This is a genomic window from Actinokineospora sp. NBRC 105648, assembly GCF_030269645.1.
Lineage (GTDB): Bacteria > Actinomycetota > Actinomycetes > Mycobacteriales > Pseudonocardiaceae > Actinokineospora.
On the sequence record NZ_BSTR01000020.1, the window covers coordinates 95210 to 117546 of the forward strand.

At 71.3% G+C, this 22337-nt stretch carries 19 protein-coding genes and 1 pseudogene; 5 read left to right on the plus strand and 15 right to left on the minus strand.

Annotated elements, in window-relative coordinates:
• Positions 1-13: 13 nt before the first annotated feature.
• On the minus strand, positions 14-676 hold the full coding sequence (locus tag QSK30_RS19180; RefSeq protein ID WP_285504559.1) for a GntR family transcriptional regulator: 663 nt from the start codon (positions 674-676) through the stop codon (positions 14-16).
• Between the two features lie 58 nt (positions 677-734).
• Between QSK30_RS19180 and QSK30_RS19185 the strand changes: the two genes are divergently transcribed.
• From QSK30_RS19185 to QSK30_RS19195, 4 genes and pseudogenes are all read left to right on the plus strand, one after another.
• On the plus strand, positions 735-1436 hold the full coding sequence (locus QSK30_RS19185) for a DUF1275 family protein (protein WP_285504561.1): 702 nt from the start codon (positions 735-737) through the stop codon (positions 1434-1436).
• Between the two features lie 84 nt (positions 1437-1520).
• Positions 1521-1712, plus strand: a complete 192-nt coding sequence (locus tag QSK30_RS19190) for a hypothetical protein (RefSeq protein ID WP_285504563.1) — start codon at positions 1521-1523, stop codon at positions 1710-1712.
• Between the two features lie 90 nt (positions 1713-1802).
• Positions 1803-2117, plus strand: a pseudogene (locus QSK30_RS36925) (transposase); the annotation flags it as partial.
• A 25-nt stretch (positions 2118-2142) separates the two neighbouring features.
• A complete protein-coding gene (locus QSK30_RS19195) occupies positions 2143-2355 on the plus strand; it encodes a hypothetical protein (RefSeq protein ID WP_285504564.1) in 213 nt (70 codons plus the stop codon).
• A gap of 618 nt (positions 2356-2973) precedes the next feature.
• On the opposite strand, the gene QSK30_RS19200 is transcribed toward QSK30_RS19195, so the two are convergent.
• The 5 genes from QSK30_RS19200 to QSK30_RS19220 form a co-directional block, all read right to left on the minus strand.
• Complete coding sequence (locus QSK30_RS19200; protein WP_285504566.1) at positions 2974-3732, minus strand: FAD:protein FMN transferase; 759 nt, start codon at positions 3730-3732, stop codon at positions 2974-2976.
• Positions 3729-4148: an FMN-binding protein gene (locus QSK30_RS19205; RefSeq protein WP_285504568.1), complete on the minus strand. Its 420-nt coding sequence runs from the start codon at positions 4146-4148 to the stop codon at positions 3729-3731. Before QSK30_RS19205 ends, QSK30_RS19200 begins: the two co-directional genes overlap by 4 nt.
• A gap of 4 nt (positions 4149-4152) precedes the next feature.
• The gene (locus QSK30_RS19210) at positions 4153-5547 is read right to left on the minus strand and encodes a ferredoxin reductase family protein (protein WP_285504570.1); all 1395 of its coding nucleotides are present in this window, start codon (positions 5545-5547) and stop codon (positions 4153-4155) included.
• Positions 5544-5900 carry a hypothetical protein gene (locus QSK30_RS19215; protein ID WP_285504571.1) on the minus strand — a complete coding sequence of 119 codons (357 nt, stop codon included), beginning with the start codon at positions 5898-5900 and terminating at the stop codon, positions 5544-5546. The genes QSK30_RS19210 and QSK30_RS19215 overlap by 4 nt, the downstream gene beginning before the upstream one ends.
• Before the next feature lie 481 nt (positions 5901-6381).
• Complete coding sequence (locus QSK30_RS19220; RefSeq protein ID WP_285504573.1) at positions 6382-6729, minus strand: winged helix-turn-helix transcriptional regulator; 348 nt, start codon at positions 6727-6729, stop codon at positions 6382-6384.
• A gap of 53 nt (positions 6730-6782) precedes the next feature.
• Here QSK30_RS19220 and QSK30_RS19225 point away from each other — a divergent pair, with 53 nt between their 5' ends.
• Positions 6783-7535 (plus strand): group II truncated hemoglobin, encoded by a 753-nt coding sequence (locus tag QSK30_RS19225; RefSeq protein WP_285504574.1) that lies wholly within the window; start codon positions 6783-6785, stop codon positions 7533-7535.
• Between the two features lie 401 nt (positions 7536-7936).
• Here the strand turns inward: QSK30_RS19225 and QSK30_RS19230 are convergent, their stop codons facing one another.
• The 9 genes from QSK30_RS19230 to QSK30_RS19270 all read right to left on the minus strand — a co-directional run bounded on the left by QSK30_RS19230 (position 7937) and on the right by QSK30_RS19270 (position 22322).
• Entirely contained in the window at positions 7937-8404 is a 468-nt protein-coding gene (locus QSK30_RS19230) for a response regulator (protein ID WP_285504576.1), read from the minus strand.
• Between the two features lie 795 nt (positions 8405-9199).
• Positions 9200-9478, minus strand: a complete 279-nt coding sequence (locus tag QSK30_RS19235; RefSeq protein ID WP_285504577.1) for a hypothetical protein — start codon at positions 9476-9478, stop codon at positions 9200-9202.
• 199 nt (positions 9479-9677) lie between these two features.
• Positions 9678-9977 carry a hypothetical protein gene (locus QSK30_RS19240; RefSeq protein WP_285504579.1) on the minus strand — a complete coding sequence of 100 codons (300 nt, stop codon included), beginning with the start codon at positions 9975-9977 and terminating at the stop codon, positions 9678-9680.
• 460 nt (positions 9978-10437) lie between these two features.
• Positions 10438-10785 (minus strand): hypothetical protein, encoded by a 348-nt coding sequence (locus tag QSK30_RS19245; protein WP_285504581.1) that lies wholly within the window; start codon positions 10783-10785, stop codon positions 10438-10440.
• 155 nt (positions 10786-10940) lie between these two features.
• On the minus strand, positions 10941-11471 hold the full coding sequence (locus tag QSK30_RS19250) for a hypothetical protein (protein ID WP_285504583.1): 531 nt from the start codon (positions 11469-11471) through the stop codon (positions 10941-10943).
• 122 nt (positions 11472-11593) lie between these two features.
• Entirely contained in the window at positions 11594-12025 is a 432-nt protein-coding gene (locus tag QSK30_RS19255) for a DUF6042 family protein (RefSeq protein WP_285504584.1), read from the minus strand.
• A gap of 219 nt (positions 12026-12244) precedes the next feature.
• On the minus strand, positions 12245-13951 hold the full coding sequence (locus tag QSK30_RS19260) for a hypothetical protein (RefSeq protein ID WP_285504586.1): 1707 nt from the start codon (positions 13949-13951) through the stop codon (positions 12245-12247).
• Between the two features lie 596 nt (positions 13952-14547).
• Entirely contained in the window at positions 14548-15534 is a 987-nt protein-coding gene (locus QSK30_RS19265; protein WP_285504588.1) for a 3-oxoacyl-ACP synthase, read from the minus strand.
• Positions 15531-22322: a non-ribosomal peptide synthetase gene (locus tag QSK30_RS19270; protein WP_285504590.1), complete on the minus strand. Its 6792-nt coding sequence runs from the start codon at positions 22320-22322 to the stop codon at positions 15531-15533. Before QSK30_RS19270 ends, QSK30_RS19265 begins: the two co-directional genes overlap by 4 nt.
• Positions 22323-22337 lie beyond the last annotated feature (15 nt).

Below are 22337 nucleotides of genomic sequence, written 5' to 3' on the forward strand. Positions count from 1 at the left end.
GCACGGCCGGGGATCACTCCCAGCCGTGCTCGGCGCCCGCCATCGCCGCGACCGACGCGGCGTCCACATGGGACTTGGCGGCCGCCTCGGCGGCGTCCGGGTCGCCCGCCTCGATCGCGTCGACCAACCGGATGTGCTCCACCCAGGAGTGCGGCGCGCGGTCCGGGGCACCCATCCGGAAGACCCACTGGACCTGCAGGTACAAGGCGGTGGCGATGGAGGAGAGCCACTTGTTCCCGCTGATGTCGATCACGCGGGTGTGCAGCAGGGTGTTCAGCTCGGCGACCCGGCCGAAGTCCTCCCGGTCGGTCGCCTCCCGCGCGGACTCCAACAGCGCCCGCAGGCCCGCGATGTCGGCGGGGGTGGCCCGCTGCGCGGCGAGCCGGGCGGCCAGCGTCTCCAACCGCTCGCGGACGGCGAACATGTCCGCGACGGCGGCGGTGTCCGGGACGGCCACCACGGCGCCGCGGCGCGGGACCATGACAACGAATCCCTCGGCCTGCACCACCCGCAGGGCCTCGCGCACCGGGTTGCGGGACACGCCGAAGTCCTCGGCCAGCCGGTCCTCGGTGAGCCGCTCGCCGGGTGGGTAGTCGCCGTTGACGATGCGCTGGCGCAACGCGACCAGGACCTGGTCGCGCAATGGCATGTGCTGCGCCCCGATCGTGGTGTCCACCGCACTCCCCTGTCCGCCGCCCGTACTCCCGTTTAGCGTATACGAAAGACAATCCGCCATGTCCATCACCCGGTCCACTCGACGTCCCGCCGACGATCGCGCCCTGCGCGAGCGGCACGCGCTGGTCGTCGCCCTGACCTTCGTCACCGGGGCCGCCGACGCGACCGGCTTCCTCGCCCTCGGTGGCGCGTTCTCCAGCGTCATGACCGGCAACATGGTCCTGCTTGGACTGTCCACCGGCACCGCGGACGCGGAACTCGCGCGCAACGCGGGCAGCGCGATCGCCGCCTACGTCCTGGGCGTGCTGGTGGGCGCCTGGGTGGCAGGCACGGCGACGGACAAGGACCCCGTGTGGCCCAGACAGGTCACCGCGGCGCTGGGTCTGGAACTGGCCGCGCTGACCGTGTTCGCGGTGCTGTGGGAACTCACCCAGGGCGAGCGCTCGCCCGGCCTGCGGCTGACCCTCCTGGCGATCGCGGCGGCTGCCCTGGGCATCCAGGGCAGCGCGGTGCAGCGCTTCGGCGTACCCGGACTGTCCTCGACCTACCTGACCGGCACGCTCACCACACTGATCGGCGGAGTCGCCGCCCGCCGACCGAGACACGAGCTGCTGCCCAACGCCCGGGTGCTGACCGCGTTGATCGTGGGGGCCGGGGCGGGGGCGGTGGTGGTGGACCACGCGCCCCGGTGGTCGCCAGCGCTGCTGGTCGTCCCAATGGCGGTGATCTCGTTGCTGGGGTGGCGACTCCGGACGCGGTAACCGCACCCGGTGCCGTTGGCGGATCCGGCGATTCCGCTCATATTCGTTGCCAGTGCGGCAAACTCTCTCGCTCACCCAGCGTGAATGACCGGGAACGATGACCGCGCGGTACTACGGCGCGGACGTACGCGCGTCGACCGGGCCCGCGCCGCCGAGCACCCGGTCGGTGCCGAGCTGATCCACCCCAGCAAGCGCCTGGCCGCCGCCAAGGCAGCGACCACCTGCCCGCCTACGCCGAACCGCCGACCCTCGCGGATGGACAGGTCCGGGCGGTGACCGCGTGGGCGCGACGCGGCGGGTGGACGGTTACGGCGGCGACCAGCCGCGCTGACCCGCCCTGCCGGGTTCCTCAAGCCACTGTTCGCCCTGGACTCGGTGGACGCGAACTGCTCGACTGGTCGCGGGTCGTGGTGGACGCCGCCGCGACCCGGGCGAAAAAGGGGGCTCTGTAACCGGTCCGAGTTCGGTGGACGGGGCAAGAATAGGTCGAAGATCCACGTCCTGGTCGACCGGACGGGCCTGCCGCTGGTGGTCGGGGTGTCCGCGGCCAACCTCAACGACCACCTCGCCCTGCCCACCCTGCTCCACGCGGTCCCGCGGGTGCGCACACCGAGGAGGGGACACCGGTTCCGCCCGGACAAACTCCACGCCGACAAGGCCTACGACGTCCGCGAACTCCGCAAAATGGCTGATCGACCGGGGCATCATGGTCCGCACCAGCCGCAAGAGCATCGACACCTCCACCAGGCTGGGCCGGCACCGCCGGGTCGTCGAACGCACCCCCCTGTCCTGGCTCACCAACCACTACCGCCGCATCGGCACCCGATGGGAACACCACGGACACCACTACCTCGGCTTCCCCACCCTCACCGCCGCCCTCACCTGCTTCAAAAAACCAACCACATGCGACGAGGTCTAAGCCGCCGGCGACGCGGCGATCGCACCCGCACCGAGTACTCGACGGGCACGTCGTGGCGCTTCTCGTGGACGGTGGAGCAGACGACGACGTGACTGGTCTTGGAGTACAGGTGCAGGAAGTCCCAGCCGTGCCGTCGAGAGTGGTCAAGTCGAGCCCTGATCAGCAGAGGGACCGGTGGCCGGTGTCCGCAACTGCCGATCACGATGACGTTCACGGTAGGTCGGACGCTCCGACCGGCACCGGTGGGGCGACGAGGTAGCGCTCGCGTCGAGCGCGGCGATGCACTCACTGCCTGCGGCGGCGACAGCTCTTTCCGGCGTATTGGAACGACGCCTTCGGGCCAGAACGTCGGACGACGAAGCCGGAGCCGATCACCAGGGTGGCGAGCGGTGGGCCACCACGGAGCTCGGCGGTCGGCATGCGCCGGGACGGCCGCGTCGTGTGGGCTCCGTTCCGCCGAAGTCAGGGAGGTGGACGACTGGGACGAAGCGGTCGACGAGGTCTCGCCAGGCGGTGTCGAGGGCGTTTCCGGTGGACCAGGTGGGCGTTGAACGACACGGAGCTCAGCTTGGGTCACAGGGCCGCCGGTCGCGGTCGGGCCGTGGTGTGCCAGGGCGTTCAGGCTGATGGTTCGGGTATCAGGGTGGTGGTGCCGTTCTGCCACACCAGCAGTGCGGCGTGGATGGGGCGGGTCCTGAGCCAGGCTGTCGCCTTGGGGCCGTTGGCGTAGGCGGCTGTGGCGTCGATGTCGGTGTGGGTGAGGGTCGCGCCGACCACGGTGACCGAGGCGATGGCGGTGGGTGTGCGGCCGGTGCGGGCGTCGGTGATGTGGTTGCCGCGGTGGGTGGCCCCGGAGGTCGCGACCGCGCCGTCGTGGATCGGGACGACGGCGATCACCGCCTGGGGGTTGTGCGGGTGCTCTATGCCGATGTGCCAGGGGCGGGTGTGTGGGTCGAGGGTGCGGCAGATGAGGTCGCCGCCGGTGTTGAGGCAGTAGTCGGTGTCCGGGAGGGCGCGGAGGTGGCGTGCGGCGCGGTCGGCGGCCCAGCCCTTCACCACCCCGCTGGGGTCGAGGGTGCGGTGCCCGTCGGGGCCTGGGCGGTGGATGCTGAACGCGCCGTCGGAGTCGTGTTCGGCTTCGTGGCCCAGGGCGAGTACCTGGGTGACCTCGGGTGGGCACTCGGCGGGGGTGAGTTCGCCGCGGTTGAGGCGGGAGATGTGTGAGTCGGGGCGGTAGGTGCTGAACACGCGGTCCGCCGCGCGCAGGTCGGCCATCACCGCGGCCCAGGCCGCGCGGGCCCTCCGGTCGTCGGTGTGCCTGCCGCGCAGGGCGAGGCTCACGGGCATGTTCATGACGTGCTCGACGTAGCGCTTCACAGTCCGGCTCCGTCCAGGGCTGACTGCAGCGACTGCAGGTAGCCGTCGCTGGTCACGGTGGCGCCGCTGACCATGTCGATGTCGGCGGACTGGGCTTCGAGCGTCTCCTGCACCAGGATGGGCAGGGCGCGGGCGTTGATCTGCTTGTCCTTGCCGTTGCTGTCCGGGTACTCCACGACGTCCACGGCGGTGATCTGTCCACTGGAGACGGTCAGGCGGACCTGCACCGGGCCCCAGCGGGTGTCCGCGGCGTCCCCGGTGACGGTGTCACCGCCTGCGGTGGTGCCGCTGCCGGTTGTCTGGCGGACTTCCGCGGACTTCGCCGAGGACTGCGCGCCCGAGGTCGAGGTGTGGTAGCCGAACAGGAGCACGACCACGGTCATGGTGCTCAAGGCCCACAGGACTATTCGTCTCATGTCGTCACCACGCGAAGTTCTCGATGTGGAGCCGCTCGGCGGGAACGCCCGCGGCCAAGGCGGTGGCGCGCACTAGCGCCGTCCATTGTTCAGGACCGCACACGTACACCTCGCGCGCGGCGATGTCCGGTACCAGTGCGCGCAGGGCGGACACGTCGTCCACCGGCGCGATCCCGTCGCCAAGCCAGGAATCGCCGCCGCGGCGGTGCCCGGGCAGGTCGACCACGCGCAGTCGGCGTTCCGCCACCAGCACCGCGAACTCCCGGGCGAACAGCGGCTGGGAGGTGAAGCGGTGCAGCACCGCCACGTCGCCGGTCATCTCCTCGGCGAGCGCGCGCAGCGGGGTGATGCCGACCCCGGCACCCACGAGCAGCACCCGGTCGGACGTGCGGGCCCGCTGGGTCAGCCTGCCGTAGGGGCCTTCGAACAGCGCCCGGGTGCCCGGGGCCAGACCGGCGAGCGCCGCGCTGCCGTCGCCGAGGGCTTTGACGGTGATCCGCAGGCTGCGTCCGTCGGGGGCGGCGGAGAGCGAGTACGGGTTGGCGCGGGTCCACCCGGGCCTGCCGGGGAAGCGCCAGCCGAGGAACTGGCCCGCGCGGGCGGGTAGCCGGTGCAGGTCGCGGCCGGTGAGGTAGACCGAGAACACGCCGTCCGACTCCGGTACCACCGTGGTCACGCGAAGGTCGTGGCGCAGGTTGCGGACCACCGGCAGGCCGACGCGCCAGATCAGCACGGCTCCGACCGCGGCGATCCACAGCGCCCACCAGAACACCGTCGCCGCGGTCGAGGTCAGGAACTCCTGCCCGGTCCACAGCTGGTGCGGCAGGGCCAGTCCGACGCCGAGGTAGGCGTAGAGGTGCAGCAGGTGCCAGGACTCGTAGCGCAGCCGTCGTCTGGCCGCGCGGACGCTGCTCACCGCGGTCAGCACCAGGCACACCGTCCCCGCCAGCGCGAGCAGCACGCCGGGGTAGTCGGTGACCAGGTCCCAGAACGCGGTGGGCACCGCGGTCAACTCACCCGCCGCGTAGCCCCAGGTGATCACGACGATGTGCGCCAGCACCAGGTTCAGCGAGGTGAACCCGAGTATCCGGTGGTGGCGGATCACCGCGTCCTGGCCGAAAGCGCGCTCCACCACCGGGATCCGGGCCATCGCCAGCACCTGGGCGAGCAGCAGCGCCGAGCCGAGCAGCCCGGCCAGGCGCCCGACCGAGAGCAGGCCCGCCGTCCACGACGTCAGCCCGGTGATCCCGCCACCCGCCACCCACCAGTAGGTGACCAGCAGCAGCCCCAGCCACAGCGCCGACCCGGTCGCCAGGCGCACGGCGCGGTCGACGCGGGCGCCGGTGAACGAGGGCGTTCCGGTCGCCGACCCAATCGTCCGCCCCGCCGTGGTCGTCACGTGCCGATCCCGGTGCCGCCTCGGGTTCCGGGCCCGCCCGCGCCGCTTCGGCCACCGAGGTCGCCGGGACCGTCCGGTCCGGTTCCACCCGGCACGACCTGGGAGGTGCCGAGGTCGGTCGGGTCGGTGGACCCGATGGTCACCGAGGCGATGCCCACGCCCGCGGTCCCGCCGACGAGCACCCCCGCCACGACGGCGGCGGCCACCACGACGCGCCGCACCTCACCCCGCGGTCCTCGCGCGGGTCCGCCCGCCTCGATCGGGACGACCGGGATCGTCACCGGGGGGACGTCGTTGCCCAGGGGTGGTGGCTCCCAGCGGGATCCGCTGACCGGTGTCTGTCGCTGCTGCACGGCGATCCTTCCGTCGAAGACGAAGCCCATGGTGGGGCGCCTGTCTGAGAACGCGGACAGTGCTCCCTGTGCGGGCACTGTGAGGAATGGATCACCAACCCCAGAGACCGCCCGGGTGACCTCGGGTTCCGGTCACAGGTGGTTCACAGCGCGTTCTGCGGATACACCCCGGTGGGCACGCTGTGCTGGGCAGACGCGGAACTGCCAAGAGCGTGGACCACGCCCGACCCGAGCTGCGATCTGTGCGTTCAATGCGCAGATACCCGCTGTTGACCTCAACTGCCCTGCTGGCGGCGCCATCAAGGGTCATCTTCAATCCCCTCAACCACAGCGAGACCACACAGTGGACGCATCGGGATCCGCCCCGCCTCCATCACGAGTCGCCCCGCTGCCCCATCCCCGCCGGCCGCACAGGACCAACTCAGTGGTCGGATGCAGTCGACGTCATTGGGTGGCGGGGCCGGTCCTGTCGGGTCGGTGGTCAGCAGACCGGCTCGATCGGGATGCCCTGGTGCTCGGCTCGGCGTCGACCCCAGTCGTAGAGGACCCGTAGTGCCGGGGTGAGTTCGGCGGCCTCGGGGGTCAGCCGGTAGGTGACTGCGGGCGGGGTGCCGCCGTCGGAGGTGCGTTCCACCAGGTCCGCGTCCTCGAGTTCGCGCAGCCGGGTGGTGAGGACCTTCTCGCTGACCTCGGGCATCCGTCTGCGCAGCTCGCCGTAGCGGTGTTCGCCGTCCTTGAGGTGGGCCAGCACGACCACGGCCCACTTGCCGCCGATCACCTCGACGGCGAACTCGACCGGGCAGTAGTACCTCGTCCTGCGCACGTTCACGCACCACAAGGTACGTACTTGCCCGCGCCGACCCAAGGTGCTCGACTGCGCGGGTGACGATCGAGTACATCCGATACCGGGTACCCGCCGACCGGGCGGCGGGGTTCGAAGACGCCTACCGCCGCGCGGCCGTGCATCTGGCCGCCGCGCCCGAGTGCCGCGACATCGAACTCAGCCGCTGCGAGGAGGAGCCGGGACGCTACGTGGTCCGGTTGACCTGGACCTCCACCCGCGACCACCTCGAGGGCTTTCGCCGAGGCCCGCACTTCCCGCCGTTCCTCGCCGAGGTCCGCGAGTTCGTCGCTGACATCGAGGAGATGCGCCACTACACACCGATCGACATCGGCGGCTCGGTGCCGACCCTGTACGAGTGGGCGGGCGGCGCGAACGCGCTGGAGAAGCTGTTCCAGGCGTTCTACCAGCGCGTCCCCCAGGACGAACTGCTCGCACCGCTGTTCGCCGACATGAACCCCGACCACGCCAAACATGTCGCGACCTGGCTCGGCGAGGTCTTCGGCGGACCGCGCACGTACTCCGAGAAGCACGGCGGGCACGCGCACATGGTCGCCGAACACCTGGGCCGGGGCATCAACGAGCAACAGCGCCGACGGTGGATCACCCTCCTGCAGGACACCGCCGACGAGGTCGGCCTACCGGATGACCCGGAGTTCCGGTCCGCGTTCGTCGGCTACCTCGAGTGGGGCACCCGCATGGCGGTGATCCTCTCCCGCCCGGGCGCCGAGCCGAACCCGAACGAACCGGTGCCCACCTGGGGCTGGGGCAACGTCCGCCCCTGGCAAGGCTGACGAAGACGCCACGCGGTCACCCCACCTCCATCCGCTTCACCTCGCCGTCGCCGTCGGCGGCAAATCACCTGGGAGTCCACCAACGCCGCCTTGCCCAACGACAAGTCGTTGAGCTCCGGCTCGCGCATCTCACCCCGTATCGCGTCATGGTCTGGACCATGATCTGCTCAGCAGTGTCTCGGAACCGCCCGTGTCGACAACATCAGGCGTGTCGGCCACGAGCACGGATCGAGGAGTCGTATACGCGTCGTTACCGCCGCCGCGTTCTCGAAAGCGGCGTTACGTCGCACTGTAGCTATCGGACGGACCTGTACTCACCTACCAGGTTGTCTGACCTGCCCACCATGACCTCGCCCGTATACGCACTCCGTGGTGGCTCGGCGGGATTCAGTACCAACAGGTCAAGCGGGCAGGCGCACGGTGGCGGCGAAGAACTCGTCGACCTTGCCGACCGCGGCGAGGAACTCGTCGAGATCCGCACGTTTGGTGACGTAGGCGTTGGCGTGCAACGAATAGCTGCTCAGCACGTCCTCGTCGGCGGCTGAGGTGGTAAGCACGACGACCGGGATCGTGATCAGCTCCGGGTCAGCCTTGATCTCGGCCAGCACCTCGCGCCCGTCCATCCTCGGCATGTTGAGGTCCAGCAGGATCAGTCGCGGCCGGGGCGCGTCACCGTAACCGTCGGTCCGGCGCAGGAACGCGACCGCTTCGATGCCGTCGTTCACCACATGCAGTTCGGTGTTCGTGCTGCGTGACTCGATCGCCTCGCGGATCATGATCACATCGCCCTCGTCGTCCTCGACGAGCAGCACGTTGAACGGCACCGCCGCGTCGGTCGAGCTACCCCGCGCCGTCGTCTGGTCCGCCATGCCTGCTCCTCTGCGTCGCGGTAGGCGTGCCAGCCGGCTGAATGGTGCCATGTTCCATCCGACGGGCGTGCGACCTCAACGTGAGCACGATTCGCGTTGATACCGCCGAGGTCGAGTTGGGTGATGAACCGGATACGATCGTCCAGCCGTGGAGGTATCCGTGGCCGCGGCACTGTCGAGGTTGCGCGCCAAGCGCGTCCACCACCGCCGCAACCCTCGCCCCGTACGCTGCGATGCTGATGGTCGAGTCGACTGGGTACCGGTCGATCAAGGGCTCCGCCCGGCCACTCATCGCCGCGAGCACCGCAGTGCTGCTGGCGTTCCTGGCCGCCCGGCTAGTCCTCCGACACCGCGATCGGACTCGGCACCGCCGTGTCGGCCGGACCGCTGATCGGGACGTGGTCGATCTTCGGCGAGAGCGGCAAAGCAGATCGAGGTCGATGCGGTCCTCGTCCTGATCGTCAACGGCTCCGGCCAGGACGTCATGGCTGCTCAGCCGGTTCATCGAGACCACTCTCGGCGCCACCGTGGACACCCATGATCAACATTACCGTCCTGCCAACCACCCGCGAACACGGGGATGCGCGACACCTGACCTCACCGCGGAACTGCACGCGGTCCTGTCCGGACTCGCCGATGCCCTGCGCGCGGCTGCCAGCTCACCGTCGCCGTAGCCGTAGGTCGCCGCCTGCAGGCTATAGAAGCTGACGTGTCGGATCTCTTCGGCGCGCAACACGCAACCTCGGTCGTCCTCTCACGTGTGCTAACAGCGTGCCCGATGGCCTTGAATCAACACTACGGATGGGCGAATCTGATCGTCTTGGCGCAATAGGTGCGGCGGACGTTAACATCGGTGACCGACACGGTGATGAAGACGGTGCCGTTCACCACGGCGAAGACGTTCAAGGGGTGCGAAGGGTCGACGAACACCTCACGGGTCTCAGTCGCGTCGTCGTCGTCAAAGGCCAGGAATGCCTTGCCCGCGTTGCCAGGCAGGATATCGGTCAGGCCGGGACCTGTGACGCGGACTGTCCAGGCGTTGACAGGCTGACCAGTGCGCGCGTAGGCCTGCACCCGCTCCCCGCAGTCCGGCGGCGGTGGGGGTGGCGGCAGCAGTAGATCAGCGGACGCCGAGGCGGGGGTCGAGATCAGGACAGCGGCTACCAACGCGATTATCCCAGCACAGAAGGCGCGCATGTGTCTCCCCAGGTCGATGCGATCGCCCCCGCAGCGTATCCACCCCCTGGCCAGCCAGATACCGCCGACCAGGGGATCAAGCTCCTTGCCGCCCAGCCGAGAACTGCATCGCCTTGGTCATGGCCTGCGTGATCGCGCTCTCGCAATCAGCGAGAACAGCCAATTCATCCTCCCCTGACTTGTCAGTCAACCGAGCGCGGAGATTTGTCGCCACTTCCCGCGCCAGGGTGCACATGCTCACCAGGATCTGCGCATTGTGGTCAATCGCCCGGCCGTCCAGCACCTCCGGCCACCCCTGCGGCCACACCAGTTCCGTCAGCCCCCGCATGTGCCGCCGCACGGCCACCTCATGCTCCGAGCGCGCCATCTCCACCATCGACCCCTTCCATGAACATGCCCGAACCCCAAGGCTAACCACAGACAAGACTCGAACAAGTACTCAGTCCGCACAAGTCCAACACGAGCAGGAGAATCGACCGACCGGCTGAGACAGCAACACTCACGAACCCGGGACCGGCCGGCGCCCTCCCGCCCACCAACTGCGCAAGACCGGCGGCCTGGCCGAGCAGGCCGCAGGAGCTGGGCTACGGCGAAGTGGACGGGGTCCGCACCTCGTAGTGGCTCGTCGCCGACATCTCCTACAACGAATGGTCCGGCGAACCCGTGCGCCAACGCCTGCAAAAGCGCACCGGGTGCCGATGCACCCGGCACCCCAGACCTACAAGGGCATGATCGGCGGCATGACCGAGCTCACGGCGCTGACCAATTCGCGGATGGTCGTCACCGGCTAGCCAGCTTCCACAGTGGACTTGAAGAACACCAGCGGATGGCGCGGGTCAGACCCCGACCTTGTCGTGGGCAGCGTTGCCTTCGGACCCCTTGTCGTCCTGGGAGCCACTGTCCAGGCAGCGGCCCGTGATCAGCTTGACGAACTTGTCGACGAGGCCCGCAGACGCCTTAATGACCTGCGCGAACCCAGCCAGAGCGCCGAACAGGGCGGCACCGTAGGTCCATCCGGGGATGCCTGCGGCACTCAGCTTGACCATGACCTCGCCAATGTCCTTGACGGCGAGCGTGCCGACGATTCCAAGCACACCCGCGAGAGAAAGGCCGAGGACGAGAAGACGGCGTCCCTGGCGGTCCCACTTGCCCTCTACAGAGCGATTGTTGATGTTGGTCTGCATCGGACGATCTTCGCGCCTAGGGAAGCCACCGTCGACGGGACCAATGGGTAATCACCCGATGGTGGCCGGATTGGCATGTCGGCACGACGTTCAGTATGGGAGCCCACCAGTCGGAAACCCAGCTCGGCACCGGGGGAACAACGGCAGGGGCACAGTCAGCCGCCCGGCCGAAAGATGGCACCGCCGGGTAGCGGACTGTGGTGAACAGGTCGGCTACGCGTTGGCGAACTGGTCCGGCGCCGCAGCCATTTCGGCGAGCTGGGTGTCGGTACGCCCGCGCAGCAACCCGGCCTTCTCCAGTTCGATGAGCGAGTTGACCATCGCCCCGACCGACGTCGGGCCAGGGTGGCCAGGCAGGTGGTGAAGGTACTGCCCCCGGGCTTGCTGATCGTGAAGTTCAGGTAACCGATGATGTCGCGGGAGTCGTCGGTGATGCGTGTGTCGTCGGCGATGCCGCGGTAGGCCTGCCAGGGCGCGCCGTCACAGTGGAACCGCATCTCGTCAGCGTCCTCGTCTTGATCGGCGGCGAATGCAGAGTTGGCCCAGTCGATGACGATGCCGACGCGGGCGTGCTCGGCCAGCGCGGCGAGGTCGCGGCGATCCAGTGGCGTGTCCTGGCGCAGCACCACGATGTCGAAGCGGTAGATCAGTCCGTCCAGGCCGGCCCGCACGGTGTTGACCGGCATGTCGCCTCACCGGCCAGCCGCTGCAGCGTGGAGTTCACCCGATCGCGCCCGTGGTGCGCCCGCAGGCTCTTGCGCAGCGCCATCGCCGGGCCGGCGGTTCGAGTGATCCAGCGGACCTCGTCTTACCGTGCGATCCAGTCCGCGGGGATGGGCAGTGCGTCCATCAGGCCCGTGATGTCGAGGGGTACGCGCCACCGGTGTGTGCCGTCGGCGGTGCGGGTGTGCTGGCAGACGCCGATCTCGGCGAGCAGGTCAGCGAGGCCGGCCACCGTGGTCGGCACCGGGCGACCCAGGGCGGTGACCGCCGAGGCGAACGCGGACTGGGCGTGGCGGCGCACCTCGGTGGCTTCAACGTCTCGATCGTCGCGGTCCTGCCATGTCAGGAGGGTGTCCACGCCGTCGGGGAACTGGTTGCTCGCCGGGTGGGTGGCCACCAGACGGGCGAGATCGCCGTCTTGGTCGGTGACGCTGGCGGTGCCGATGACGAACTCCATGTTCATCGCTTCCAGCGGCATCAGCCGCGACCAGGCCGAGTTGCTCCACGCCGTGCGCATGTAGCTGTGGCCGGACGATCATCATCAGGCGCTCGCGGCCCCGGAGGACGAACAGGCGCTGGAATCGTCATCCGCACCGGCGACCCGATGCGCGTCCCCTCGGGCGTCGCGGAACGCGGAGTTCGGGTACGGCCACCGAGGTGGCCGTACCCGACAGCGGTCTCCCGCTGAGGCCGTGTCAACGCCGTGGTGTCCGGCGCCGGACGGGCCCGGGTCAGGTCAGCGCTTGACCAGCGGTGCGAACGCGGCGTGCACGTCGGCGTCCGTCGGCGTGACCTTCTCCTGCACGTCGCCCGACTTCGCGGTGATGAACTCCGGGCAGGTCGCGCCGCCGATCTCCAGTGTGCTGTCGGACAGCACCCGGCCGGTGGCCAACTCGATGGCGCGCACCGGGATCGCGATGCGGTGGAACGAGATGGTGCTGCGCCTGCCGAGTCCGCCGACCTCCTTGTAGGGGCAGGTCTCCGCGACGGAGCCCTGGGCGGACGGGCTCACGCACAGCACGACGGTGGCCTTCGCGACGTCGTCCACGAGCCAGTCGGCGGGCAGGCGCTTGGTGTACTCGCTCGAGCCCGCGACGTACGCGCGGCCCGGCGGACCGTGCGGCGGCGCGGCGGTGTACGGGGTGGCGGCGTCGCAGTACGGAGGCCGGACGCCGGTCGAGACGCCGAGCGCGGACCGCACTGCCTCCAGCTCGATCGCCCACTGGGCCTTCTGCGCGCTTTCCTTGGCGCGCGGTGCGAGTTCGTGGCTCGGGTACTTGGCGACCAGCGTCTTGTACCGGGCGAGGGCGGGTTGGAACGACCCCCGCTCCACGAGGCGGTCGCCGCACGACATCAGCGCCCGCGGTTCCAGGCTGGGCACGACGTCGGCCGCGCGGCCCAGCGCATCGCCGTCTGGCCGGTGGTCGCGCAGCCACTGGGTGACGTCGGCGACCTCGCAAGGCTCGCGACCGGACAGGTCGGCGAGGAAGCCGTCCAGCACGTGGCGGACGACGTTGTCGTACGCCGGTTCGTCCTGCAACAGGCCCGCCAGCCCGCTGAACCCCTCGGACAGCGAGGCGCTCCGACCGCTGAGCCCAGCCTTGAGCGCCGCGGCGGACGCGGCGAGCCGCAAGCACGTCCTCGTGGCGTGCTCGCCGCGCACGACGAGCGGCGGGTCGGCGAGCTGGTGCGCGAAGGACAGCCGCTGCACCTCGGCGACGGTCCGGTCGCAGTCGCCGCCGTCGCGGGCCGCGTCGCTGTCGGACTCGATACCCGCGGCGTCGAGGCGCAGCAGCGTGACGACCAAGAGCACCGGGAGCAGTGCGGCGCCGCCGATCACGCGCTGCCGCCGGGGCCTCGACACGGCGTCGCTCTTGGCCGCGAGCCACCACCCGTGCCAGGCCAGGGCGCCTGCCCACAGCACGAGCACCAGGTGGAAGAACACGTTGCGGACCACGAGCGCGGAGACCAGCAGGTAGCCGACCGTGACCAGGACCGCGAGGACGGCGAGCCAACGCCTGCGCAGCAGGAGGTAGCCGATGGCGAGCAGGGAGGCGTTGCCCAGCGCGGCGGCGAGCGGGTCGACGGCGGGCGGTGGGCTGGGCTCCGGCCGCGGTTGGTGGACCGATGCCGGGTCGATCCGGGCGTACCCGCCGGTCTCCGGCCCGGCGCCGACGCCGTACGCGATCGTCTGGGGCAGCACCGGGATGGGGCCGGTGTCGGGCCCGAAAGGCGCTGCGGGCACCGGTTCGGGCTCTGTGTCGGCAGGCGCGGGCGGCCGCGGGGTGGTGCCCGCGTTCGGCTCCGGGTCCGGCGCCTGCTCCGGACGGCGCTCGGGGCCGAGGACCGGCGCAGGCGTTGGTATCGGCGGGGGTAAGAGCCTCTCGCCGCCCACGTCCTGCGGGGTCTCGTCGTGCGGCTCCGGCGGCGTGGTCTCGTCCACAGTCCTCCCCTTCGTGGCTGGGCCCTGTTGGGCCACAGGACCCCACATGGTGGTGGGTCCGGTCGTTCACGTGGACCGCATTCGCCGGGTCGTGACCGAGAATCCGCCTAATGCCGCGTCGAGCGGTAGGGGATCGCCCCACCCCGTGCGGCCGGGTGGACCAGTGGCCGCGGAAGATCCACCGCACCGGCGGGTCGACCCGAACGTTGCGCCCCGCAACGCGACCCCGGTGCATCCGGGTCGCCTAACACGATCTCGATGGGGACTACGGCATCCGACACGAGCCTGCCTCACGAGTCGACGACGGTGCGCGACGTCAGCCACGACGAGCGACCGCGGTGACGACGGCACCGTCCAACGGAGCACCCATGCACCCGTTGGCCGAAGTCGAGCTCCTGCTCACCGAGGAGCTGCGCTCGTTCCACCCCACCGACATCCGCTTGGGCGGCGTCACGTTCCACGGCATGCGGGTCCATCCCCTAACCGGCGCGCCTGCCGGGCACGACGCGTACCTGGTCAAGGTGAACTACAGGTCTGGACCTGAGCGGCCAGCTCCCGCACGCTGGTTTCCAGCGCCTCGAAGGGGTTCCGCGACCTCACAGGTGGTGTGATCGTGCCGTGGTCGCGCCGAACTCGACCAACATCGCGCTCCACGACGCCGCCGGGCTGACGTTGAACACCACGGCCAGCCCCGATCCCCCGCCCATCGCCGTGTACAGGTTCAGCAACGCGTCGTTGGGCCCGAGGTGTCCGTAGCGGCGCAGGTTCACGGAGCAGGCGTCGGCCAGCTTGAGGTCCAACGCTTCCTGGTAGAACCGGAAAGCCCCGGCCGACAGGTTCTGGCTGACGTAGTGCTCGACATCCCCTGGACGGATCCCGTTGCGCCGCAACAACTGAGCCAGCAACGACTGCAAGCGGTTGCGCGTCTCCACGGCGAGTTCGAAGGAGTACCGCGGCAGGTCGGTGCACTCCTCGCGCCACCGCGCCCAGGCGAGGTCGCGGTAGTCGATCCGGAACAGATCCCAGTACTTGCCGCTGGTCTCCACCAGGATGTCGCGGATGCGGACCGGACCGTCGCGGGCCACCAGGACCGCTTGGCCGCCGTCGCCGTTGACGGTGACGGGGTGGCGGTAGCGGTGCGGGGTGGCCGGTTTGCTGCCGTGCACCACCAGGACGTTCGCCAGGTCGGGATCGGCGGCGAGCAGGCCGCGGGCGGCGAGCAGACCCGGCACGATCGACGTGCAGCCCAACCCGCCGACGGTGAACGACAGCGCGCGGTCCGCGCCGAGGAGCGCCTGCGGCAGGGTCGCCTCGGACGCCACCAGGGCCCGCGGCGCGCGGGACTCGACCACGATCAGCACGTCGACCTCCGCCGCGCTGATCCCCGCCTCGACCAGGACCTGCCGGGCGGCCCGCACACCGAGGTCGGTGGCGGTCAGCGAGTCGTCGACCGGGACGCGGTCGATCCCCAGCGCCAGGCAGGTCTCCCGCTCCGCGCCGGACATCCCGGCGAGTTCGGGCAGGTCCGCCACCGCTACGGTCCGCTCCGGCAGGTACCAGGACGCGGCGCGCAGCGCGGTCACGCCAGTTCCGCGAACGCGCGCGCCACCTCGTCGGCCAGCGGCTCGACGTCGCCGTAGCGGCCGTCGTGCTGCACGGCGATCCGCAGCGCGTCGCCGACCACGTTCGTCGTCAGCACCAGCGGGAAGCACTCCACCAGCGGCTTGGGCACGTCGGCGAACAGGTCGGAGCGGTTGCGCAGCAGGGCGACGCCCGAGTCGAACCGGCTGCCGTCGTGCGAGCTGTGCAGCACCAGCGCGTCGGGTTCTGGCAGCGACCGCAGGTCGGCGACCCGCGGCGAGTGCGGGGTCAGGTGGCGCAGGATGCCGTAGCCGACACCGTCGTTGGGCACCGACCGGACCCGGTCGGATACCTCGGGCAGGCTGTCCAGCACGCCGGCCGCCGGGTCGACCGGCAGCAGCAGCGGGTGCACGGTGGTGAACCAGCCGACGGCGGGCGAGCGGCCGGGCGGCCGGTAGGCGTTCGGTGTGGCCAGGCCCTCGGTCATCACGTACGCGCTGCTGGTGCCGCGCCACCGGGCGAGCGCGCAGGCGAAGGCGGTCATGGCGGCCTCGTCGGCGGCCCGGCCCTGCTTGAGCACCTCCGCCGCGCGGTCGAGGGTGCGGCTGACCAGGGGGCCGGGGGTACCCGCGGTGCCGGGGGTCAGGCCCGCGGGGATGGTGGCGGCCCCGGCGCGCTGGACGCCGGTCCAGTAGGCCAACTCGCCCGCCAGTTCGTCCGAGCCCGCCATGTCGTGCAGGTGCTGGGACCACTCCCGCCAGGTGAGCAGCGGTTCGGGGGTCGGCAGCGGGCGCCCGGCCAGCAGGTCCGAGAGCGCCCGGTCCAGGTCGTCGATCAGCATGACGGTCGCCATGTTGTCGAAGACGAAGTGGTGGATCACGAACACCAGCCAGCCGCCCCGGTTGTGGCCGCGGTCGTAGTAGCGGACCCGCACCGCCGGGCCGCGTTCCAGGTCGATCCGGGACCGCAGCTCGGCGACGTCGGCGACGACCACGGCGCGCTCGCCCGCGTCGTCGGTGCGCGGCAGGACCTGGGTGTCGAAGACGTCCAGGGCGCCCAGCGGGACGCAGTCGATCCGCCAGTCGAGGCTGTTGCGGCGGAAGCGGTAGCGCATCGGCTCGTGCCGGGCCAGGACGTGCTCCACGGCCAGCCGCATGGTCTCGCCGTCGACCCTGGTGGTGGTCTCCAGCGGCTGGACCTCGATGAACCCCTGCGCCCGGTTGGGCATCCGGTCGAGGAAGGCGCGCATGATCGGGGTGAGGTGGATCGGCCCACCGGTGCGCGCCGTGGTCGTCGCGGCGACCCGCGCGGGCCGGGCGGCGCCCGCGGTGGCGACCGGGGCTGGGCGGTCCACTGTGGACGCTGCGGCCAGTTCGCGCAGGGTGTGGTGCTGGAGCAGTTGCTGAGGGGTGAAGTGCACGCCCTCGCGAGCGGCCCGTGCGGCGACCCGGACGCCGAGCACGGAGTCGCCGCCGCGCTCGAAGAAGTTGTCGTCCGGGCTGACCCGGTCGAGCGAGAGCAGGCCCGCGCAGATCCGGGCGAGCACCTCGGCGGCGTCGATGCCGCCGGAGCCGCGCGTGATGTCCACATGAGACACCGCGGACGCGGCAGGCGCGGCGTCCGCGGTGGTCGTGGAAACCGTTGGTACCGTCATCGTCTTCACACCTCTCCGGTCGAGCTTCCCCGTGGCGGTCTTGGGCAGCCGGTCGTGCTCGACGACCTCGGCGGGCACCATGTACCCGGGCAGCGCGGCGGCTGCCCAGGCGGTCAGGTCCGGGACCGGTCCGGTGGTGACGACGTGCGCGACCAGCCGGGTGGCCCCGCCGGGCGTGGTGGTGGCCACCACGACCGCCTCGCGCACCGCCGGGTGGCCGACGAGCACGCGTTCGACCTCGGCCGGTTCGACCCGGTGGCCGCGGACGGCGACCTGGTCGTCGACCCGGCCGCCGAACTCGATGGTGCCGTCCGCGCGCCACCGCCCGAGGTCGCCGGTGCGGTACAGACGCGCCCCCGGTTCACCGGAGAACGGATCGGCCACGAACCGGGTGGCGGTGAGCGAGGGCAGACCGCGGTAGCCGCGGCCGACGACAGCGCCGCCCACCCAGACCTCGCCCTCCTCGGCCAACCGCCCGAGACTGTCCACTATGTACACCGAGGCGCCCGCGAGCGGGCGGCCGATGTCCGGGAGGCCGGGTGAGTCCGACGGGCGGGTCTCCCCCGCGGTCGACACGATCGTGCACTCGGTGGGCCCGTACATGTTGAGCAACCGGAACGGTGTCCCGGCCGGTGGGCGGACCCGCAACTGGTCGCCGCCGGTGGCGAGCACCCGCAGGGCCAGGTCGTCGGGCCGGTCGCCCTCGGTCAGCACGACCTCGGCGAGCTGGGTCGGCAGGAAGGCCGCGGTGATCCGGTGGTCGGCCAGCCAGCGCAGCAACCTGCCCGGTTCCTCCAGCACGGTCGGGACGAAGTGGACAGTCGCGCCGCAGGTGAGCGGCGACCACACTTCCAGCGCGGCGATGTCGAACCCGGGCGAGGCGACCTGCGTCGTGTCGTCCCCGGCGGACAGCCGCACCTGGCCCTGGTACCACCCCACGACGTGGGCGAGGTTGCGGTGCTCGACCTCGCAGCCGTGCGGCCTGCCGGTGGAGCCGGAGGTGTACGCGACGTAGGCCAGGTCCCGTGGACCCGAGCGCGGCGGCGGGTTCTCGTCGTCGTTCGCGGCCGCGGCGGCGATGTCGATGGCGAGCCCGCCCGGACCGAGCACGACCGTCGCGCCGGTCTCGGCCAGGACCTCGGCGATCCGCCGCCCCGGCAGGGCGGGGTCGACCGGGACGTAGGCGGCACCCGCCTTGGCCACCGCCAGCCAGCCCACGACCAGCTCGACGCCGCGCCCGGCGACCACCGGCACCAGCGACCCCGCGCCCACCCCGGCCCCGACCAGGCGCCGGGCGAGCCGGTTGGCCATCCGGTTGACGTCGCGGTAGGTCCACACTCCCCGGTCGGACACCACCGCGGTGCTCTCTGGCGATTCGGCGGCGTGCTCGGCGAAGCGCTCGGACACGAGCCGCTCGTCGGCGCGCGCGGGGCTGCTGTCCGGCAGCCGGTCGAGCCGGGTGTCCGGCGCGGTCAGCACGGCGTCGAGCAGCACCAGGAACCAGTCGGCGAGCCCGCGTACGGTGTCGCGGTCGAACAGCGCGACCGCGTACTCCACGTAGGCGAACATCTCGCCGTCGTCCTGGTCGGTCACCCCGAAGGTCAGGTCGAACTTGGCCGTGCCGGGCGGGATCCCGCCGATCGCGCTGTCGAGGAACCCGCTGATCGCCAGCCCGGCCGGGTCGGAACCGGCACCCGGCGCGTTCTGGTAGGTGTAGGCGACGTCGAACAACGGCTGCCGGGCCGGGTCGCGGCGGCCGCGGAGCGCGGAGACGATCTTCTCCAGTGGCATCTCCTCGTGGTCGAGCACCCCGGCGACGGTGTCGGCGCAGCGGCGCAGCAACTCGGTGAAGGTGAGGTCGCCGGTGACCGCGGTGCGGAAGGGCGGCAGGTTGTTGAAGTAGCCGATCATGCCGTGCGTGTTCGGGTTCGTCCGGCCCGAGGTGCCGACGCCGACCACCACGTCGCGCAGCCCGGCCCAGCGGTGCAGCAGCGCGTCGACCAGGGCGAGCATGGTGACGAACGTCGTGACACCGTGCCGCTTGCTGAACTCGCGGGCGCGCGCGGCGAGCGGGGCCGCGACGGCGAAGGCCACCACGTCGCCCGCGAAGTCGCGGACCGGCGGGCGGGGGCGGTCGGTCGGCAGCTCGGCCGGGCGCAGGTCCGCCAGCTCCGCGCGCCAGAAGTCCAAACCGGACTCCAGCCGCTCGCCGCTGAGCCAGGACCGCTGCCAGGCCGCGTAATCGGCGTACTGCACCGGCAGTTCGGGCAGGTCGGGCGAGTCCCCCTCGACCCGCGCGCGGTAGAACTCGAACAGGTCGCGGAACAACACCGACGGCGACCAGCCGTCGAAGATGATGTGGTGGAAGGTGTACATCAGCACGTGGTCGTCGGCACCGAGCTTGAGCAGCGTGGTGCGCAGCAGCGGCCCGTCGGCGAGGTCGAACGGCCGGACCGCCTCGGCCAGGGCCAGGCGCCCGCCCTCCCGGTGGCGCTGCGCGGTCGGCAGACCGGTCAGGTCGACCACCGGCAGCGCCGGGCCCGCGGGCAGGACGTGCGCGTACGGTTCGCCGTCGTCGCTGCGGATGCTCGTGCGGAGCACCTCGTGCCGGGCGGCCAGGTCGACGAACGCCCCGCGCAGCGCGTCGACGTCGAGGGGGCCGCGCAGCCGCAGGTCGACCGGGATGTTGTAGAGCGGGGTGCCGGGGTTGAGCTGGTCGAGGTACCACAGCTGCTCCTGGCCGAACGACAGCGGCAGCCGCCCGCCGCGCGCGATCGGCGCGATGGTCCGGCCGGTCTGCGTCCGCGCCCCCGACGACCGAAGCCCGTCGACCCGTTCGGCGAGGCTGCGCACGGTGCGGTGGGCGTAGAGGTCGGCGAAGGTCAGCTCCACACCGAGGGCGTCGGCCAACCTGCGCAGCACGCTGATGCCCGCGATGGACGTGCCGCCGAGCGCGAAGTAGTCGGACTCGGCGTCCACCGCGTCGGCCTTGAGCACGTCCTGCCAGACGGTCGCGATCAGCGCCGTGGCGTCGACGTCCGGCAACGGCGCGCGGGGCCGGGGCGGCGGGTCGACGCGGACCGGCGGCGGGGCGGGTGCCTCGACCCAGCACCGGGTGGGTTCGAACGGGTAGGTGGGCGCTTCGACACGGGCGATCCGGGCATCCCGGTAGTGCCGTTCCCAGTCGATCGCGCCACCGCGGGTGTAGATCCGGGCCAGCAGGTCGAGAACGTCACCGCCGCGCACCGCGATCGTCGGGAGATCCGGGGCGATCCGGGCGATCTCCCGGGAGAGCAGGCCGTCGGCACCCACCTCCACGAAGACCGCGCCGTCGCGCCGGAACGACTGGACCACCTCGCGCAGCCGGTCGAGGTCGACGGTCGCCGGTCCCGCGTCCGCGGCGGCCCGCTCGGCGTCCGGTAGGGACAGTTCGTCCTTGGCCACCCGGACCGCGAGGTTCCCGGCGCCGGCGCCGATGAAGTCGTTGTCGGTGATGCCGGCGGCTGAGATCCGTTGATATAGCTCGGTTTGCCTGCGGACGAGCAGGCCGCGCGGGTCGGTGGCGGCCGGTTCGTCCGGCCCGGCTTCGAGGCTTCCGTCGCCGGAGAACAGCAAGGCGATCCGGGGCTCGTGCGGCGCGGCCTCCGTCGGGAGGACGGCGGCCCGCAGCGCTTTCGCCAGCTCCGCCTTGTCCGAGACCACGAACGACAGCCGGTACAGGTAGTCGTCGCGGCCACGGTTCATCGCGTGCGCCACCGACCGCAGCGAATGCGTTGTGGTGTCGAGGAAGTCGGCCAACCGCGTCCGGTAGCGGTCGAGCGCGGCGGCCGACTTCGCCGACACCGTCACCAGTTCGGGGCCCACCCAGTCGGTCTCGTCGGCGGGGAGCCCGGGTGCCTGTTCCAGGACGGCGTGCACGTTGGTGCCGGTGAGGCCGAACGAGCTCAGGCCCGCGCGCCGGGGGGTGCCCGGCCAGGCGCCCGCCGCCGGGTCGACGTACACCGGCCCGCTGAAGTCGATCATCGGGTTCGGCGCCCGGAAGTGCGGGTGCGGGTACCGGACCCCGTGCCGCAGCCCGGACACCGCCCGGACCAGGCCGAGGACCCCCGCCGCGCCGCCCAGGTGCCCGAGGTTGGCCTTCACCGAACCGAGCGAGCAGTGCGGGGTGCTGACCCCGGCGTCCAGGAACGCCCGGCGCAGCGCGTCGACCTCGACGACGTCGCCGAGCGGGGTGGCCGAGCCGTGGCACTCGACGTAGCCGAGCGTGCGCGGGTCGACGTCCGCGTCCCGCCACGCCTCGGTGATCACCTCCGCCTGCGCGACCTGGCTGGGCGCGCCCATGCTGGCCGCGCGGTAGCCGTTGTGGTTGACCGCGGCGCCCCGGATGACGGCGAGGACGTTGTCCCGGTCGGCGAGCGCGCGCGAGAGCGGCTTGAGCAGCACGACCGCGCCGCCCTCGCCGCCGACGGTGCCGTCGGCGTCCTCGTCGAACGGCCTGCACACCCCGGTCGGCGATTCCAGCCCGCGCACCGGCACCCGGTCGCGCTGGGGCGTCAACACCGGCTGGACGCAGATCCCGCCCGCGAGCGCGAGATCGGCCTCACCGTTGCGCAGGGCCCGCACGGCGTGCACGACCGCGGTGAGACTGCTGCTGCACGCGGTGTCGACCACGAACGCGGGACCGACCAGGTCCAGCAGGTAGGACACCCGCGCGGCCAGGGCCGCGGTCGCGTCACCGAGCATTCCCAGCGGATCACCGCCCTCTACCAGTGTGTTGTAGTCCGAACTGGCCTCGCCGAGGATGACCGCCGTCCGCGACCCCCGCAGTTCCCCCGGGGCGTAACCGGCGTTCTCCACCGCCTCGTGCGCCAGTTGCAGCACCAGCCGCTGGTGCGGGTCGGTCAGCTCGGCCTCGCGCAGCGAGACGCCGAAGAAGGCGTGGTCGAACAGGTCCACCCGGTCGAGGTAGCCCATCGGCACGTACTCGGTGCCCGGTGAGCCGCCGGTGTAGCGCAGCCGCTGCGGGCTGGGCTGGCCGACCGGGTGGTAGCCGGCCAGCAGCCGCTCGTGCAGCCCGGCCAGGCCCTCGACCCCGGGCAGCAGGGCAGCCGCCCCGATGATCGCCACTTCGTCCACAACGAACCCCGGTTC

What these genes read in the sequence shown, in the direction of transcription:
- QSK30_RS19185 (WP_285504561.1), top strand. Translation starts at nt 735, where the DNA reads ATGTCCATCACCCGGTCCACTCGACGTCCCGCCGACGATCGCGCCCTG.
- QSK30_RS19190 (WP_285504563.1), top strand. Translation starts at nt 1,521, where the DNA reads ATGACCGGGAACGATGACCGCGCGGTACTACGGCGCGGACGTACGCGC.
- QSK30_RS19195 (WP_285504564.1), top strand. Translation starts at nt 2,143, where the DNA reads ATGGTCCGCACCAGCCGCAAGAGCATCGACACCTCCACCAGGCTGGGC.
- QSK30_RS19205 (WP_285504568.1), bottom strand. Translation starts at nt 4,148, where the DNA reads ATGAGACGAATAGTCCTGTGGGCCTTGAGCACCATGACCGTGGTCGTG.
- QSK30_RS19230 (WP_285504576.1), bottom strand. Translation starts at nt 8,404, where the DNA reads ATGGCGGACCAGACGACGGCGCGGGGTAGCTCGACCGACGCGGCGGTG.
- QSK30_RS19240 (WP_285504579.1), bottom strand. Translation starts at nt 9,977, where the DNA reads ATGGTGGAGATGGCGCGCTCGGAGCATGAGGTGGCCGTGCGGCGGCAC.
- QSK30_RS19245 (WP_285504581.1), bottom strand. Translation starts at nt 10,785, where the DNA reads ATGCAGACCAACATCAACAATCGCTCTGTAGAGGGCAAGTGGGACCGC.
- QSK30_RS19250 (WP_285504583.1), bottom strand. Translation starts at nt 11,471, where the DNA reads ATGCCGGTCAACACCGTGCGGGCCGGCCTGGACGGACTGATCTACCGC.
- QSK30_RS19255 (WP_285504584.1), bottom strand. Translation starts at nt 12,025, where the DNA reads ATGCGCACGGCGTGGAGCAACTCGGCCTGGTCGCGGCTGATGCCGCTG.